We start from the raw sequence: 15,101 nt of genomic DNA, 5'->3' as shown, positions 1-15,101 counted from the left end.
CGCTGCGCTGTAGCCAGTGGTGATGTCGGACTTCGGGATGGGTGTGCACGTGCTGCTGGCGGACCGCTATCAGCTGGAGGAACTGCTGGGCAGCGGTGCGATGGGCGAGGTGTGGCGCGCGGCCGACCGGGTCCTGGGCCGTCCGGTGGCGATCAAGCTGCTGAAGGCGGCGGACACCACCGACATCGAGCGGTTCCGCATGGAGGCGCAGACCACGGCCCGCCTCAATCATCCGCATGTGGTGGGCGTGTACGACTTCGGCTCCGATCACGGCCTGCTCCATCTGGTGATGGAACTCGTGGACGGCTGGACGCTGGCCCGGGAGAGGTCACAGCGCGGGAGCCTGGCAGCGCGGGAAGCGGCCGCCATCGCCGCGCAGGTGGCGCAGGGGCTGTCCGCCGCGCACCGCCAGGGAGTGATCCACCGGGACATCAAGCCCGCCAACATCATGCTGACCGCCGACCGCACCGTGAAGATCACGGATTTCGGCATCGCCCGCTTCACCGACGACGGCGCCGGCACCGCGACCGCCACCGGCAAGATCCTCGGCACCGCCGACTACCTGGCTCCCGAGCGGGCCCTGGGGCGGTCCGCGCAGCCCGCCTCCGACGTGTACTCGCTCGGCTGTGTGCTGTACGAACTGCTCACCGGACACCCGCCGTTCAGCGGCACGACCTCGCTCGCCGTGGTGCAGCAGCACGTCGAATCCGCCCCGCCGCCGCCCCACCGGTCGAGCGCCGACGTACCCCTGCCGCTGTCCGACTATGTGCTGCGCCTGCTGGCCAAGGATCCCGCGCAGCGGCCGAGCGCGGAGGAGGCGGCCGAGTGGCTGGGCGCGCGGGAGTGGGCACCAGACCCGGCCGAATCGGCAGAACCTACGGAGCCGCTGGACCCGGTGGACCCGGTGGACTCGGTGGACCCGGACAGGGCTCTCAGCCCGTCGGCCGTCCCCTCTCCACCGCCGCCCCGGGCCGGTGCCCCCGCAACGCATACCCGTCCCCACCACCGCCGAAGGCAGGCGTCCAAGGCCCTGATGGGCGGCGCGGCCGTCGCTCTGTTCGCCGCGGCCACGGCCCTCGGGGCCGCGCTGAACTCCGACGGCGAGAGCTCTGCCCCGACCGTCCCGCCGAGGCCGGCGCCGACTCGGACACCTCCCTCGCACCCGACGGCCGTCACCTCACCGCCCGCGGGCGAGACCGCCCCCGCCCCCGCCGTCCCGTCGTCCGCCGTCCCGTCCAGCAGGCCGACTCCGCCGAAGAACCACAAGGACGGGCAGCACGGCGGAAAGGACAAACACGGCAAGGACAGGACGAAGGGCCGCAAGGGGCCGGGCGGCTGACCCGCGCGGCCTACTTCAGCAGCCGCGACATCCTCCGGTCCGCGAGCGGTTTGCCACCCGTCTGGCAGGTCGGGCAGTACTGGAGCGAGGAGTCGCTGAAGGAGACCTCGCGGATGGTGTCCCCGCACACCGGGCAGGGCTCTCCGGTACGGCCGTGGACGCGCAGACCGCTCTTCTTCTCCGCCTTCAGACGGCCCGCCGCCACGCCGCGGGAGCGCTCGACCGCTTCGGTGAGCGTGCTGCGCAGGGCCTCGTAGAGGCGGGCGGTGTCCTCGGGGGTGAGGGTCGCGGCCAGTTTGAAGGGGGACATCTTCGCCGCGTGCAGGATCTCGTCGCTGTAGGCGTTGCCCACGCCGGCGATCAGGCTCTGGTCGCGCAGGGCGCCCTTGAGCTGGCGGCGCTCGGGCCCGAGGAGTGCGGCGAGGCGGCTCTCGTCGAAGTCGTCGGCGAGCGGGTCGGGGCCGAGGCGGGCGACGCCCGGGATCTGCTGGGGGTCGTGGACGACGTAGACGGCGAGGCGTTTCTGGGTGCCCGCCTCGGTGAGGTCGAAGCCCTCGCCGGTCTCCAGGGCCACACGCAGGGCGAGGGGGCCCTTGCCGGGGCGGGGCGGGCCGTCCGGGAGCCGGTCCTTCCAGTGCAGCCAGCCCGCGCGGGCCAGGTGGGTGACGAAGTGCGGGCCGCCGTCCGTCTCCAGGTCGAGGAACTTGCCGTGCCGGTGCACGGCGGTGACCTCACGGCCCTCGACGGCGCTGAGAGGAGGGTCGTACGTCTTCAGGACGCTGATCGCGACGGGCAGCACCCGCACGATCTCGTGACCGACCAGGTGCTCGGTGAGGAAGTCCTTGAGCGCTTCGACCTCGGGGAGTTCCGGCATACGTCCAGAGTGCCACCCGGCACCGACAGTGGCGGGCGGGAGCGGCCGTGGCGGGTTCAGTCGCCTTCGGGGACCACGAACTCGCACCACACGCACTTGCCGCCGCCGCGCGCCTCCACCCCCCACACGTCCGTCAGCAGGTCGACCAGGAGCAGGCCGCGCCCGGACACGCCCGACTCCCCCGCTTCGCGGCGGCGCGGCAGGGCGCTGGAGGAGTCCTCGACCTCGACGCGCAGCCGCCGCTCGCTGCCCCCGAGGACCCGGAGGGTGACGATCGCGGATCCTTCGGTGTGCATCAGCGCGTTGGTGATCATTTCGTCGGCGACCAGCTCGATCTCGTCGGCGCGCTCCTTGGCGCCCCAGGCGCGCACCGCGGCCCGGATCATGTGCCGGGCCTCGGTGAGGGCCTCGGGGTCGCCGGGGGCCACGTGCTGCTGGAGCCGGCCGCCGGAGCGCTGGGCCTCCAGGCCGCGGCGGCGCAGCAGGAGCAGGGCCACGTCGTCGTCGCCGCCGCGTTCCTCGGCCACGGAGATGAGACAGTCCGCGAGATCCCGTACGTCGTCCGGGCCGCTGGTGATGAGGGCGGTCAGGGTGCGCATGCCGTCGTCGAGGTCGGCGCCGGGCTGTTCGACCAAGCCGTCGGTGCAGAGCAGGAGGGTGTGGCCGGGGTCGAGTTCGAGGGTGCCGACCGGGTACTCGAGGCGCCCGAACTCGGCGGACAGACCGAGCGGCAGTCCGCCCGGCAGGGAGATGCGGCGGCAGCTGCCGTCGGCGTCCCGGATCAGCGGGTCGATATGGCCCGCCCGGACCACCTGGACCACTCCGGTGGCCAGGTCGGCCTCCGCGTACAGACAGGTCGCGAAGCGGTCGGTGTCGAGTTCGTGGAGGAAGACGGAGGCGCGGGCCATCACGGTGGCGGGCGTGTGGCCCTCGGCGGCGTAGGCGCGCAGCACGATGCGCAGCTGGCCCATGACGGCGGCCGCGTGCGTGTCATGGCCCTGGACGTCGCCGATGACGGCGCCGACGCGGCCGCCCGGCAGCGGGATCAGGTCGTACCAGTCGCCGCCGATGTCGCGGCCCAGGGAGCCCGCGGTGGAACCGGAGCGGTAGCGGACGGCGACGTCGGCACCGCGGACGCTGGGGATGGTGCGCGGCAGCATGGCCTGCTGGAGGCCGGTGGCGAGGTCCTTCTCCTGCTCGTAGAACATGGCGCGCTGCATGCTCTGCGCGATGCTGCTGCCGAGGGCGAGCAGGACGTTGCGCTCCTCGGGCGAGAAGCCGCGCCGGTCGCTGTAGAGCAGGCCCATGGCGCCGATCGGACGGGCCTGGACGATCAGCGGGAGATAGGCGGCCGCCGTGATGTCCAGGCCGGTGAGGTGCGGCCACAGCAGGGGGTAGCTCTCGGCGAACTCCTGCGGCGACTCGATGAAGCGCGGCGTGAGGGTGCGTACGACCTCGCTCATCGGGTACGGCTCGTCGATACGGGTGAGGTCGGTGCCGGGGACGAAGCTGCCCGCGGGGCCCTCGGCTATCAGCCGGATGCGGCCGGCCTCGACCAGGCCCATGACCAGGCTGGTGGCGCCGAGGTGGGTGAGACCGTGGGTGTCCTTGAGGACGTCGATGACGTCCTGGACGGTGCGGGCGTGCGCGAGGGCGGCCGTGGTGAGCTGGACGACGTTGGTCTGCTCGCGCCGCGCCGCGTCCTCGGCGGCCTCCTCGCGGCGGTCCCGGCTCTCGCTCAGCTCCTGGGTCGCGTCCCGGACGATGCCGATGATCCGGCGCGGGCGGCCCGTCTCGTCGCGCCGTATGTAGCCCTGGGTGTGGGTCCAGCGCAGGGTTCCGTCGCGGCAGCGGATGCGGAAGTAGGCGCCGTAGTTCTCGCTGCCGTCCTTCAGTGCCTGGGCGACCAGGCCGTCGAGCCGGTAGGCCTCGGCCCTGGGGACCCGGATGGCGAGCGTCTCGGGGTGGTCGTCGTATTCGTCGGGGCGCACGTCGAAGACCTCGTGGGCCTGGGCGTCCATGTGGAACAGACCGGTGTCCAGGTCCCAGTCGAAGCTGCCCATGCGGTTGAGCGCCAGGATCGGATCCGGGTGGGCGGGCCAGTCGTCCGGGAGAGACAGGGCGCTCACGCCCCGATCAACCATGGGCCCACCTTGCCAGGGTTCCTCCGATTCTTCGACCGGGAAGCAGCGACGAATTCCCGGCTCTCCGGTGGCCCGCGCTGCTCGGCCGTCGAAACCGTTCCTCCCGCCCCGCTTCAGGCCACACGTCACTACGGTCTGTGTCACTCACTTGGGTTACGCAAGCGGAAGGTGGACATACGGAGAGTCACATAGGGTTCGGCGCGACAATGGAGTGAGGAGCGCACGGCCGTGGAGTGGTTCATCGCACCCGAGTACTGGTGGAGCCGGCTGGTCTTCCAGCGGGCTCTGGCCGGGCTGTACCTCGTGGCGTTCCTGACGGCGGCCCTGCAGTTCCGTGCGCTGATCGGCGAGCGGGGCATGCTGCCGGTCCCCCGCTTCGTCGGCCGGGTGCGCTTCCGGCAGGCCCCCAGCCTGTTCCAACTCCACTACTCGGACCGCTTCTTCGCCTCCTGCGCCTGGACGGGCTGTGCGGTCGCGGCGGCGCTGATCGCCGGACTGGACTCCCGTCTCCCGCTCTGGGCGGGCATGCTGCTGTGGCTGGTTCCGTGGGTGCTGTATCTCTCGATCGTCAACGTCGGCCAGACCTGGTACGCCTTCGGCTGGGAGTCGCTGCTGCTGGAAGTCGGCTTCCTGGCGGTCTTCCTCGGCAACGACGAGGTGGCGCCGCCGATCGTGGTCCTCTTCCTGCTGCGCTGGATCCTGTTCCGGGTGGAGTTCGGGGCAGGCCTGATCAAGATGCGCGGCGACGCGTGCTGGCGGAAGCTGACCTGCCTGTACTACCACCATGAGACCCAGCCGATGCCGGGTCCCCTGAGCTGGTTCTTCCACCACCTCCCCCGGCCGCTGCACCGCGTCGAGGTGGCCGCCAACCACGTCACCCAACTTGTCGTCCCCGTGCTGCTGTTCACCCCTCAGCCGGTCGCCACGGCCGCCGCCTCGCTGATGATCGTCACCCAGCTGTGGCTGGTCCTGTCGGGCAACTTCGCCTGGCTGAACTGGATCACCATCGTTCTCGCCGTCTCCGCCCTGAGGCTCCCGGGCAGCCCGCCGTCCGCCGTGCCCGGCGCCCCGCTCTGGTACGAGGTCGTGGTCCTCGCGGTCGCCGCGCTGCTCCTCGGGCTCAGCTACCACCCGGTTGCGAACATGATCTCCCGCCGCCAGATCATGAACCGCTCCTTCGACCCCCTCCACCTGGTCAACACCTACGGCGCGTTCGGCAGCGTCAGCCGCATCCGTTACGAGGTGGTCGTCGAGGGCACGGACGATGCCGTACCGCGTGAGGACTCGGACTGGCGGGAGTACGAGTTCAAGGGCAAGCCGGGCGATCCACGGCGCTGGCCGCGCCAGTTCGCGCCCTACCATCTGCGCCTGGACTGGCTGATGTGGTTCGCAGCGCTCTCGCCCTCGTACGCCGGCGCATGGTTCGGCGCCCTGGTGGAACGCCTCCTGGAGAACGACCGCGACACGCTGCGCCTGCTGCGCCGCTCCCCGTTCCCGCCGGACGCCCCGCCCCGCTACATCCGGGCCCGCCTCTTCCGCTACGAGTACACGAACTGGCGTGAGCTGCGGGAGACGGGGGCGTGCTGGGAGCGGACGTATGTGCGGGAGTATCTGCCGCCCACGCGGCTGGCGGGGGTCGCCCAGCGGAGCTGACCTCCGGCGCCATGGGCTACGCGCCCTGCTCCTCGGCCGCCGCCGCCCTCCTGGGGTGGAGTGCATCCGGCAGCGGTACGAGCCTCGTCGGGACGTCCACGCCGTGCGGTGCCCGGCGGCCGGATCGGGGACGGCGGCGCGTACGGCCACGCGGCCACGCCCGGCCCGTCGAGGTAGAGGCCGGTGCCGTGCGCCCCCCTCCACATGGTTCACCAGGTGTGTCGCACCGTCCTCGGTGTTGTTTTCGTTCGCCCCGCCGTGCGGCCAGTTTCAGGGATGTCAAAGACCGTAAACGCGCGTGGCCGTGCCGTGGAAGACGTCCGCCCGGGCTGCCGCGTCGAGGCCGGCGGTCAACGTCTGCGTGACGGAGAGGACTTCGCCGTACGTCGTCCTTTCCGTGCACACCGGCCAGTCCGAGCCGAACATCAGGCGGGTGGGGCCGAAGGCCTCCAGGGCGGTGTCGGTGTACGGGCGGAGGTCGTCGACGGTCCAGGAGTCGGGGGCCGCCTCGGTGACCAGGCCGGACAGTTTGGCGGTGGTGTTGGGCAGGGCGGCGAGGGCCTGGAGGTCGGTCGCCCAGGGTTTCAGGGTGCCGGAGGCGATGGGCGGCTTGCCCAGGTGGTCTAGGACGAAGGCGAGTTGGGGGAGGGCGGCGGCCGCCCTGACGCAGGCCGGCAGTTGGTGCGGGAGGACGACGAGGTCGTAGACCAGGCCCGCGTCGGCCACGGCCGCCAGGCCTCTGCGTACGTCCGGGCGCAGCAGCCACTCGGGGTCGGGTTCGCCCTGGACCTGGTGGCGGATGCCCTTGAGGCAGTGGCCGCCGGGGAGTTCGCGCAGGCGGGCGAGTTCGTCGGTGATGTCCGGGCGGGTGAGGTCGGTCCAGCCGACCACGCCCGCGACCAGGTCGTGGGCGGCGGCCAGGGCCAGGAACTCCGGGGTCTCCTCCGGCACCGTGATCGTCTGGACGAGGATCGTACGGTCGACTCCGGCCGCCTGCGCCTCCGGAGCGAGGTCGGCGAGGGTGAAGTTCCGGCGCAGCGGGCTGCTTTCGGGGATCCAGTCCTGGTCACGGACGGCGAGGTCCCACACGTGGTGGTGGGCGTCCACCGTCATGGCAGCTCCCAGACCACGGGCAGACCGGCGGCCGCACCCTCGTCGGAGTAGTCGTGCACGACGTCCAGCAGCTGCGCCATGCGGGCCTGCCAGGCGATGTTGACCGGGAGTTTCTCCAGCTCGGCGAGGAGACGGGCGTAGTCCTCGCACTCCAGGACGTGGAACAGGTCGGTGCTGCTGCGCCAGATCGTCCAGGAGGTGGCGCCGGCCGCGCGGATCGCGTCCGTGAGCTCCTTCGGGACCTCCCGATGGGCGGCCTCGTACTCGGCGATGCGGTCCGCGCGGACCTTGGTGTGCAGGGCGACTCTCATGAGGCTGCCTCGGCCGGTACGGGAGCTTCGGGCGGCAGGAGCCGTTCGGCGCGCAGCTGCTGCCAGAAGGCGGCGGGAGGGGGCGCCGCGAACTGCTCGGCGCAGTCGCTGACCTCCGCCGCCGAGCGGGCGCCTACGAGGACGCTCGCGACCGCGGGATGGGCGGCGCAGAAGGCGAGGGCGGCGGCGCGCAGCGTGGTGCCGTGCCGGTCGGCGACCGCCTTCAGATGCAGGGCGCGGTCCAGCAGCTGCGTCGGCGCGGCCGCGTAGTTGTACGTCGCTCCCGGCCTGGGGTCGGCGAGCAGACCGGAGTTGAAGGCGCCGCCGATGACCACCGACGTGCCGCGTTCCTGCGCCGCGGGCAGCAGTTCGGTGAGCGCCGGCTGCTCCAGGAGCGTGTAGCGGCCGGCGCACAGGACCACGTCGACGTCGGTGTCGCGGACGAAGCGGGTGAGCATCTCGGCCTGGTTCATGCCCGCGCCGATGGCGCCCACGACGCCTTCCGAGCGCAGCTTCTCCAGCGCCGGGTAGCCCTCCTGGAAGGCCTGCTCGGCGTGGTCGTCGGGGTCGTGGAGGTAGACGACGTCGACGCGGTCGAGACCGAGCCGTTCCAGGCTGGCCTCAAGGCTGCGGCGTACGCCGTCGGCGCTGAAGTCCCACACGCGGCGGTGGGTGGCGGGCACGGCGAAGCCGTTGGCGAGGTCGTCGCCGCCCTCGCCGGAGGGTTCCAGGCGGCGGCCGACCTTGGTGGAGATCGCGTAGGCGGTACGGGGGTGTGCGCGCAGGGCGGCGCCGAGGCGGCGTTCGGACAGGCCGAGGCCGTAGTGCGGGGCGGTGTCGAAGTAGCGGATGCCCTGCTGCCAGGCCGTGGCCAGCGCCTCGTGCGCCTGTTCCTCGCCGACCTCGGTGTAGAGGTTGCCGATGACGGCACCGCCGAAGGCCAGCGCGCTGACCTCGACGGCGCTGCTGCCGAGCCGGTTCACTGGCCCACCGGCCTCACACGCAGACCCTGCATGCCGCCGTCCACGGCGAGCGAGGTGCCGGTGGTGGCACCGGACAGCGGGCTCGCCAGGTAGGCGATGGCGCCCGCGACTTCGGCCGCGCTGACGAGGCGGCCGGTGGGCTGGCGGGCCTCCAGCGCGGCGCGTTCGGCGGCGGGGTCCGGTGCGTTGTCCAGCAGGCGGCCGATCCACGGGGTGTCCGCCGTGCCGGGGTTGACGCAGTTGACGCGGATGCCCTCGCGGACGTGGTCGGCGGCCATGGCGAGGGTCAGCGAGTACACCGCGCCCTTGCTCGCGCAGTACAGGGCGCGCTGCGGCAGGCCCGCGGTGGCGCCGATGGAGCAGGTGTTGACGATCGCCGCGTGCTGCGAGCGGCGCAGATGGGGCAGGGCGGCGCGGGAGACACGGACCATGCCGACCACGTTGATGTCGAGGACGCGGTGCCATTCGGCGTCGTCGTTGTCCTCGACGGTGCCCTGCGCGCCCACGCCGGCGTTGTTGATCACGATGTCGAGGCCGCCGAGCTCGGCGACCGCGGCGGCCACCGCCTCCCGTACGGACACGTCGTCGCTGACGTCGGCCCGGAAGCCGAGCAGCGGCTTGTCCACCGAGGCCGGGTCGAGGTCGAGGACGGCGACCTGGGCGCCGCGGGCGGCGAGGAGTTCCGCCGTCGCCCGGCCGATGCCGGAGGCCCCGCCCGTGACCAGGGCCTTCAGACCCTCGAAGTCGCTCATGCCGCCCGTCCTTCTTTCTTTTCGTCGAGGTCTGCGGCCCAGAAGGTACCGCCGGGGAAGGTGTACCGCGCGATGGACTCCGGACGCATGGCGGCCGAGAAGCCCGGCGCGGCGGGTGCCGTGTAGTGACCCTCGTGGATCACCACCGGATCGAGGAAGTGGTCGTGCAGATGGTCGACGTACTCGATGACCCGGTCCTCGGTGGTGCCGGAGACCGCCACGTAGTCGAACATCGACAGGTGCTGGACGAGTTCGCACAGGCCGACGCCGCCCGCGTGCGGGCACACCGGCACCCCGAACTTGGCCGCGAGCAGCAGGATCGCCAGGTTCTCGTTGACGCCGCCGACCCGGGCCGCGTCGATCTGGAGGACGTCGAGGGCGCCGGCCTGCAGGAGTTGTTTGAAGACGATCCGGTTCTGGACGTGCTCGCCGGTGGCCACCTTCACGGGCTGCACCGCGGTGCGGATGGCCGCGTGGCCGAGGACGTCGTCGGGGCTGGTGGGCTCCTCGATCCAGTACGGGTCGAACTCGGCGAGGGCCTGGGTCCAGCGGATCGCCTCGTCGACGCCCCAGCGCTGGTTGGCGTCGATGGCCATGCGGACACCAGGGCCGATCACCGAGCGGGCGACCCGGCAGCGGCGTACGTCGTCGTCGAGGTCCGCCCCCACCTTGAGCTTGATCTGGGTGAACCCGTCGGCGACCGCCTGGGCGGCGAGCCGGGTGAGCTTCTCGTCGCTGTAGCCGAGCCAGCCGGCGGAGGTGGTGTAGCCGGGGTAGCCGCGCTCCAGCAGCCGGGCCGTGCGCTGTTCGGAGCCCGCGCGGCCCCGGCGGAGGATCTCCAGCGCCTCCTGGGGGGTGAGCGCGTCCGTGAGGTACCGGAAGTCGATCTGGGCGACCAGCCACTCGGGGTCGGCCTCGGCGAGCAGTCGCCACAGCGGCTTGTCGGCGCGCTTGGCCGCCAGGTCCCACACGGCGTTGACGACCGCGCCGATCGCCATGTGCATCACGCCCTTCTCGGGTCCCAGCCAGCGCAGTTGGCTGTCGCCGATCAGGTCGCGGTAGACGGCTCCCGGGTCGGCGCACACCTCGTCGACGGACCGTCCCACCACGTGGTGGCGCAGCGCGTGGATCGCGGCGACCTGGACATCGTTGCCACGCCCGATGGTGAAGGTGAAGCCGTGCCCCTCCGGCTCGTCCTCGCCGTCGGTGCGCAGCACCACGTACGCGGCCGAGTAGTCGGGGTCCGGGTTCATCGCGTCGGAGCCGTCGAGCTCGCGGGAGGTCGGGAACCGGATGTCGTAGGTGTCGACCGCGGTGATGCGGCAGGAGGGGCCGGGCGTCGGGGACACGGAGGGCCTTTCGGTCGGGGGCAGGGGGCGGGGGTCAGTCCTGGGCGCGGCCGGTGGTGAGGCGGGCGAGGATGAGCGCGAGCAGGATGATTCCGCCGTAGATGGCGTCGATCCAGAACGACGGCACCTGGGCCATGGTCAGCATGGTCTTGACCACACCCAGCAGGAGTACGCCGGTCAGGGCGCCGAACATGGTGCCCTTGCCACCGTCGAGGCTGATCCCGCCGATCACGGCGGCGGCGAACACCGTGAAGATCATGTTCTGGCCCTGGTTGGCGCCGATGGCACCGACGTAGCCGGTGTACATCAGACCGCCGATCGAGGCGAGGACACCGGCGACGACATAGACGCCGAGCCGGACCCGGTCGACGCGGATGCCGGCGGCGCGGGCCGCCTCCAGGTTGCCGCCGATCGCGTACAACGAACGGCCCACCCGGTGGTATTTGAGCACCAGCCCGGCGATGGCGAAGGCGGCGGCGGCCACCCACACGGAGACCGGGATGCGCAGGAACGTGGTGGTGGCCAGCGAGAAGAACGCGTCGGGCATGCCGAACAGCGTCTTGCCCTTGGTGGCACCGACCAGCAGCCCGCGCAGGATGATCAGCATGGCGAGGGTGACGATGAACGCGTTGAGCTTCACCTTCACGACGAGGAAGCCGTTGAAGGCGCCGATGGCCGCGCCGACCAGCGGGATGGCCAGGAGGGCGAGTGCGGCGGGGAGTTCGGTGCCCCAGCCGGCCTCGGCGGCCGGCAGCACCAGCAGGGCCGCCACCGCCGGCGCGATGCCGACCACCGACTCCAGCGACAGGTCGAACTTGCCGGTGATGAGGACCAGTGACTCGGCCAGCACCACCATCGCCAGCGACGCCGAGGAGGCCAGGATGGAGATCAGGGTGGCCTCGGTGAAGAAGGAGTCGTTCAGCAGGGCGCCGAGCAGGAGCAGCAGCAACAGCGCGGGTACGAGGGCGAGTTCGCGGGCGCGGCGCAGCAGGACCGCCCTCGCCGCCCGGGCGTCGGGCATGCTCACCGGCTTCACCGGCGGAGCCTTGGTGTCAGCCATGGTCCACTCCTTCGATGGAGGCGATCAGCTCATGGTCGCGCCAGCCCGCCGGGTGCTCGGCGACGACGCGGCCGTGGAAGAGGACGAGGACGCGGTCGCAGCGCCGCAGGTCGTCGAGTTCGTCGGAGACGACCAGGACCGCGGTGCCGTCCTCACGGGCGCTGTCCACGCGGGCCAGCAGTGACTCCTTGGACTTCACGTCGACGCCCGCGGTGGGGTTGATCAGCACGAGCAGACGGGGGTCGGAGGCGAGGGCGCGGGCCATGACGACCTTCTGCGCGTTGCCGCCGGAGAGGTCGGAGACGGGCTGCTCGGGGCCCTGGGTGTGGATGTCGAGGCGGTCGATCAGCTCGGCGGCGAAGCCGCGTTTGCGGTCGGTGCCGATGAATCCGAAACGCCCGAGCCGGTCCAGGACGCTCATGGTGGCGTTGTCGCCGATGGTCATGCCGGCGACCAGGCCCTGGTCGTGCCGGTCGCGCGGGACACAGCCGACCCCGGCCTTCAGTGCGGCCTGCACCGAGCCGAACTGCAGCCGCTCTCCGTCCAGTCGGGCGCTTCCCTCGGTGGGTGTGCGCAGGCCCGCGATGGCCTCCGCCAGCTCGATCTTTCCGCTGGCGCTGGACCCGGCGAGCCCGACGACCTCGCCGCGCCGCACGGTCAGGTCGACGTCCTCGTACGCGTCCGAGGTGAGCCCGCGGGCCTCCAGCAGAACGGGCGCGTGCTCGTCGACGAGCCTTTCCTGTACGGCCTGTTCGGCGATCACCTCGATGGACTCCCCCGCCATGGCCTCCACCAGCGCCGCCCTCGGCAGGTCGGCGACGGGGGCCGTGGTGATCCAGCGGGCGTCGCGCAGCACGGTGACGGTCTGACAGACCTCGTACACCTCCTGGAGGTGGTGCGAGATGAACAGGAACGTGACACCGGAGTCCTGGAGCGCGCGCATGCGGCTGAAGAGCCGCTCGATCTCGCGCTTGTCCAGCTGGGCGGTCGGCTCGTCGAGGACGATGAAGCGGGCGCCGAAGCTGAGCGCCCGGGCGATCTCCACCATCTGGCGGTCCTCGACCTTGAGGTCGGCGGTGCGCGCCTCGGGGTCGACGTGCACGTCCCAGGTGTCGAGGAGGGCGGCCGCCTCCGACCTCAGCCGGCGCCAGCTGATGAAGCCGCGGTGCAGGGGCTGCCGGTTGATGAAGAGGTTCTCGGCGACCGTCAACTCGGGTACGACCGTGGGGTGTTGGTAGACACAGGCGACCTTGCGGCGCCAGGCGTCGCGGTCGGCGAGCGGGGGTGCGGGTTCGCCGTCGAAGCGGACCGTGCCCTCGTCGGGCGCCTGGAGTCCGGTCAGGACGTTGACCAGGGTCGACTTGCCGGCGCCGTTGCGGCCGACGAGGGCGTGGGACTCGCCGGAGCGCACGGTGAGCCGGCCGTCCGCGAGGGCGGTGGTGGGGCCGTAGCGCTTGACGATGCCCCGCGCCTCGACGAGGGGCACGGGCGGGCTGTCCTGGACGCTCACTTGACCGTGTTCCCCCACAGCTTGGGGTCGTCCACGTTGTCCTTCGTCACCAGCGGGGCGGGCAGCTGGTCCTCGAGGATGCCGCTGGGCAGCTTGACGATGGTCGAGTCGTGGTCGGTCGGGCCGGGCTTGAAGGTCTTCCCCTCCATCGCCGCCTTGATGTAGTACATGCCGTACTTGGCGTAGGCGTCGGCGGGCTGGGAGACGGTCGCGTCGATCTCGCCCTTGCGGATGGCGTCGAACTCCTGCGGAATGCCGTCGTTGGAGACGATGGTGATGTGGCCCGCGGTACCGGCCTTCTTCAGCAGGCCCTTGGCCTTGAGGGTCTGCAGGGTCGGCGCCAGGTAGACGCCACCGGCCTGCATATAGATGCCCTTGATGTCGGGATTGGCGTTGAGCAGGGTGCCCAGCTGGGAGGCCGCGGTGTCGGACTCCCACTTGGCGGGGATCTCAAGGACCTTGAGCTTGGGGTACTTCTGCTTCACGCAGGAGCGGAAGGCCTCGGAGCGGTCCCGGCCGTTGACCGAGGCCAGGTCGCCCATGATCTGCACGACCTTGCCGCTGGTGACGTGCCGGCCCAGGTAGTCGCAGGCCTTGGTGCCGTAGGCGACGTTGTCGGCGCGTACGACCATGGCGACCTTGCCCTTGTCGGGCGCCACGTCGACCGCGACGACCGGCACGCCCTTGCGGTCGGCCTGGTCGAGGCCGGCCTCGATGGCGGCGCTGTCCAGCGGGGCGACGACCAGGCCCTTCACGCCCTGGTTGAGCTGGTTGCTGATGTCGGTGATCTGCTGGGAGGGGTCACTGTTGGAGTTGACCGTCTTGAGCGCGTCGACGCCTTCGGACTTCGCCATCTTCGGCACGTAGTCGTTGTACGACTGCCAGAAGGGCGAGGTCAGCAGGGGCAGGATCACCCCGACCTTGCCGGTGCCGCCGCCTCCGGCGCTGCCGGAGCCCCCGGTGTCCTTGGTGCTGCCGCACGCGGCGAGCGCGAGCGAGGCGCCCGCGGCCACGGCCGTCACACCGACCATTCGAAACCTGTTCCGCTTCCCCACTGTCCTGCCGGGCATCTGGCGGCTCCTCGCTGAGGGTGTTCGAGCAGATGCCCGCATATTTATCAGACCACTTCCACGAAACAACACCCTCCGACACCAGTTTTTCGCGGCTTCTGACGGTATTGGTCAGACCACCCTCGCGGTTAGACTGCGGCGCACCGGGTGACAGGAGGAACGGCGTGGACGAGACCGCCCCGCAGAAGGGCACGGTGACGCAGCGCGCCATCGAGCGGATCAAGGCGATGATCGGCGAGGGCCGTCTGGAGCCCGGCCAGCGGCTGCCCACCGAACGCGATCTCGCCGTCCAGCTGGGCATCTCCCGCAGCTCGATGCGTGAGGCGATCCGTGCGCTCACGGTGCTCGGCGTGCTGGAGGCCCGGCACGGCTCCGGCATCTACGTCACCCAGTTGGAGGCCGGCGACCTGCTGGAGACGTTCGGGGTGGTCGCCGACCTGTCCCGGGGCCCGCGCCTGGTGGAACTCCTGGAGGTGCGCCGCATCCTGGAGTCGACGGCGACCGCGCTGGCGGCAGCCCGTATCACGCCCGACCAGCTGGCCGAGGTGGAGAAGCACCTGACGGCGATGAACGCCACCGACGACCCGGAGGTGATCCTCGCCCACGACCTCGCCTTCCACCGCGAGATCGCGGCCGCCGCGGGCAACGACACCATGGCGGCCATCCTGGAGGGCCTGTCCTCGCGTACCTTCCGCGCCCGCGTGTGGCGCGGCTACCAGGAGGAAGGCGCCTTCGCCCGCACCCGCCGTGAGCACGCGGCGATCCACCGCGCCCTGGTGGCCCACGATCCGGAGGCGGCACGGGCGGCCGCGGCCGCACACGTGGGCGAGGTGGAGGAGTGGCTGCGGGCGCAGTTGGCAGGACAGGCGCGACCCCCGGCCTCGCCGCCCTGACGGTGTCCTGCGGAACGGGCCGCCCCCCGGCTCCGGCCGTGGATACGTTG

At 71.5% G+C, this 15,101-nt stretch carries 13 protein-coding genes; 3 read left to right on the top strand and 10 right to left on the bottom strand.

Features of this window, described 5'->3' with window-relative positions; all coding sequences use genetic code 11:
* The first annotated feature begins 22 nt into the window (after positions 1 to 22).
* Positions 23 to 1,339 carry a serine/threonine-protein kinase gene (locus tag ABD355_RS14675; RefSeq protein WP_344400704.1) on the top strand — a complete coding sequence of 439 codons (1,317 nt, stop codon included), beginning with the start codon at positions 23 to 25 and terminating at the stop codon, positions 1,337 to 1,339.
* A 10-nt stretch (positions 1,340 to 1,349) separates the two neighbouring features.
* Here ABD355_RS14675 and ABD355_RS14670 read toward each other — a convergent pair whose 3' ends face one another.
* Together ABD355_RS14670 and ABD355_RS14665 are read right to left on the bottom strand one after the other, a co-directional pair.
* Positions 1,350 to 2,213 carry an Fpg/Nei family DNA glycosylase gene (locus ABD355_RS14670; RefSeq protein ID WP_344400702.1) on the bottom strand — a complete coding sequence of 288 codons (864 nt, stop codon included), beginning with the start codon at positions 2,211 to 2,213 and terminating at the stop codon, positions 1,350 to 1,352.
* 56 nt (positions 2,214 to 2,269) lie between these two features.
* The gene (locus ABD355_RS14665; RefSeq protein ID WP_344400701.1) at positions 2,270 to 4,357 is read right to left on the bottom strand and encodes a SpoIIE family protein phosphatase; all 2,088 of its coding nucleotides are present in this window, start codon (positions 4,355 to 4,357) and stop codon (positions 2,270 to 2,272) included.
* A 228-nt stretch (positions 4,358 to 4,585) separates the two neighbouring features.
* On the opposite strand from ABD355_RS14665, the gene ABD355_RS14660 reads away from it, so the two are divergent.
* A complete protein-coding gene (locus ABD355_RS14660) occupies positions 4,586 to 6,010 on the top strand; it encodes a lipase maturation factor family protein (protein WP_344400700.1) in 1,425 nt (474 codons plus the stop codon).
* A 279-nt stretch (positions 6,011 to 6,289) separates the two neighbouring features.
* Here the strand turns inward: ABD355_RS14660 and ABD355_RS14655 are convergent, their stop codons facing one another.
* Genes ABD355_RS14655 through ABD355_RS14620 form a run of 8 tightly spaced genes read right to left on the bottom strand, consistent with a single transcriptional unit; the run spans position 6,290 to position 14,158 of the window.
* A complete protein-coding gene (locus ABD355_RS14655; RefSeq protein ID WP_344400699.1) occupies positions 6,290 to 7,123 on the bottom strand; it encodes an amidohydrolase family protein in 834 nt (277 codons plus the stop codon).
* Entirely contained in the window at positions 7,120 to 7,434 is a 315-nt protein-coding gene (locus ABD355_RS14650) for an L-rhamnose mutarotase (protein ID WP_344400698.1), read from the bottom strand. The genes ABD355_RS14655 and ABD355_RS14650 overlap by 4 nt, the downstream gene beginning before the upstream one ends.
* On the bottom strand, positions 7,431 to 8,417 hold the full coding sequence (locus ABD355_RS14645) for an aldo/keto reductase (protein WP_344400697.1): 987 nt from the start codon (positions 8,415 to 8,417) through the stop codon (positions 7,431 to 7,433). The genes ABD355_RS14650 and ABD355_RS14645 overlap by 4 nt, the downstream gene beginning before the upstream one ends.
* Complete coding sequence (locus tag ABD355_RS14640; protein ID WP_344400696.1) at positions 8,414 to 9,169, bottom strand: SDR family NAD(P)-dependent oxidoreductase; 756 nt, start codon at positions 9,167 to 9,169, stop codon at positions 8,414 to 8,416. The genes ABD355_RS14645 and ABD355_RS14640 overlap by 4 nt, the downstream gene beginning before the upstream one ends.
* The gene (locus tag ABD355_RS14635; protein ID WP_344400695.1) at positions 9,166 to 10,518 is read right to left on the bottom strand and encodes an L-fuconate dehydratase; all 1,353 of its coding nucleotides are present in this window, start codon (positions 10,516 to 10,518) and stop codon (positions 9,166 to 9,168) included. Before ABD355_RS14635 ends, ABD355_RS14640 begins: the two co-directional genes overlap by 4 nt.
* Before the next feature lie 34 nt (positions 10,519 to 10,552).
* The gene (locus ABD355_RS14630; protein WP_344400694.1) at positions 10,553 to 11,578 is read right to left on the bottom strand and encodes an ABC transporter permease; all 1,026 of its coding nucleotides are present in this window, start codon (positions 11,576 to 11,578) and stop codon (positions 10,553 to 10,555) included.
* Positions 11,571 to 13,088, bottom strand: a complete 1,518-nt coding sequence (locus tag ABD355_RS14625; protein WP_344400693.1) for a sugar ABC transporter ATP-binding protein — start codon at positions 13,086 to 13,088, stop codon at positions 11,571 to 11,573. The genes ABD355_RS14630 and ABD355_RS14625 overlap by 8 nt, the downstream gene beginning before the upstream one ends.
* A complete protein-coding gene (locus ABD355_RS14620; protein ID WP_344400691.1) occupies positions 13,085 to 14,158 on the bottom strand; it encodes a sugar ABC transporter substrate-binding protein in 1,074 nt (357 codons plus the stop codon). Before ABD355_RS14620 ends, ABD355_RS14625 begins: the two co-directional genes overlap by 4 nt.
* A gap of 164 nt (positions 14,159 to 14,322) precedes the next feature.
* On the opposite strand from ABD355_RS14620, the gene ABD355_RS14615 reads away from it, so the two are divergent.
* Positions 14,323 to 15,051: a FadR/GntR family transcriptional regulator gene (locus ABD355_RS14615; RefSeq protein WP_344400690.1), complete on the top strand. Its 729-nt coding sequence runs from the start codon at positions 14,323 to 14,325 to the stop codon at positions 15,049 to 15,051.
* Positions 15,052 to 15,101: the final 50 nt, after the last annotated feature.

The organism is Streptomyces longisporus (assembly GCF_039532765.1).
Classification (GTDB): domain Bacteria; phylum Actinomycetota; class Actinomycetes; order Streptomycetales; family Streptomycetaceae; genus Streptomyces; species Streptomyces longisporus.
Note: the sequence above shows the minus strand (reverse complement) of the source record. Positions and strands in the feature narration are given on the sequence as shown.

Bases quoted from the DNA above. Each gene is read 5' to 3' on its own strand.
- ABD355_RS14650 (WP_344400698.1), bottom strand. From the start codon at position 7,434: ATGAGAGTCGCCCTGCACACCAAGGTCCGCGCGGACCGCATCGCCGAG.
- ABD355_RS14640 (WP_344400696.1), bottom strand. From the start codon at position 9,169: ATGAGCGACTTCGAGGGTCTGAAGGCCCTGGTCACGGGCGGGGCCTCC.
- ABD355_RS14630 (WP_344400694.1), bottom strand. From the start codon at position 11,578: ATGGCTGACACCAAGGCTCCGCCGGTGAAGCCGGTGAGCATGCCCGAC.
- ABD355_RS14620 (WP_344400691.1), bottom strand. From the start codon at position 14,158: ATGCCCGGCAGGACAGTGGGGAAGCGGAACAGGTTTCGAATGGTCGGT.
- ABD355_RS14675 (WP_344400704.1), top strand. From the start codon at position 23: ATGTCGGACTTCGGGATGGGTGTGCACGTGCTGCTGGCGGACCGCTAT.
- ABD355_RS14665 (WP_344400701.1), bottom strand. From the start codon at position 4,357: ATGGTTGATCGGGGCGTGAGCGCCCTGTCTCTCCCGGACGACTGGCCC.
- ABD355_RS14655 (WP_344400699.1), bottom strand. From the start codon at position 7,123: ATGACGGTGGACGCCCACCACCACGTGTGGGACCTCGCCGTCCGTGAC.
- ABD355_RS14670 (WP_344400702.1), bottom strand. From the start codon at position 2,213: ATGCCGGAACTCCCCGAGGTCGAAGCGCTCAAGGACTTCCTCACCGAG.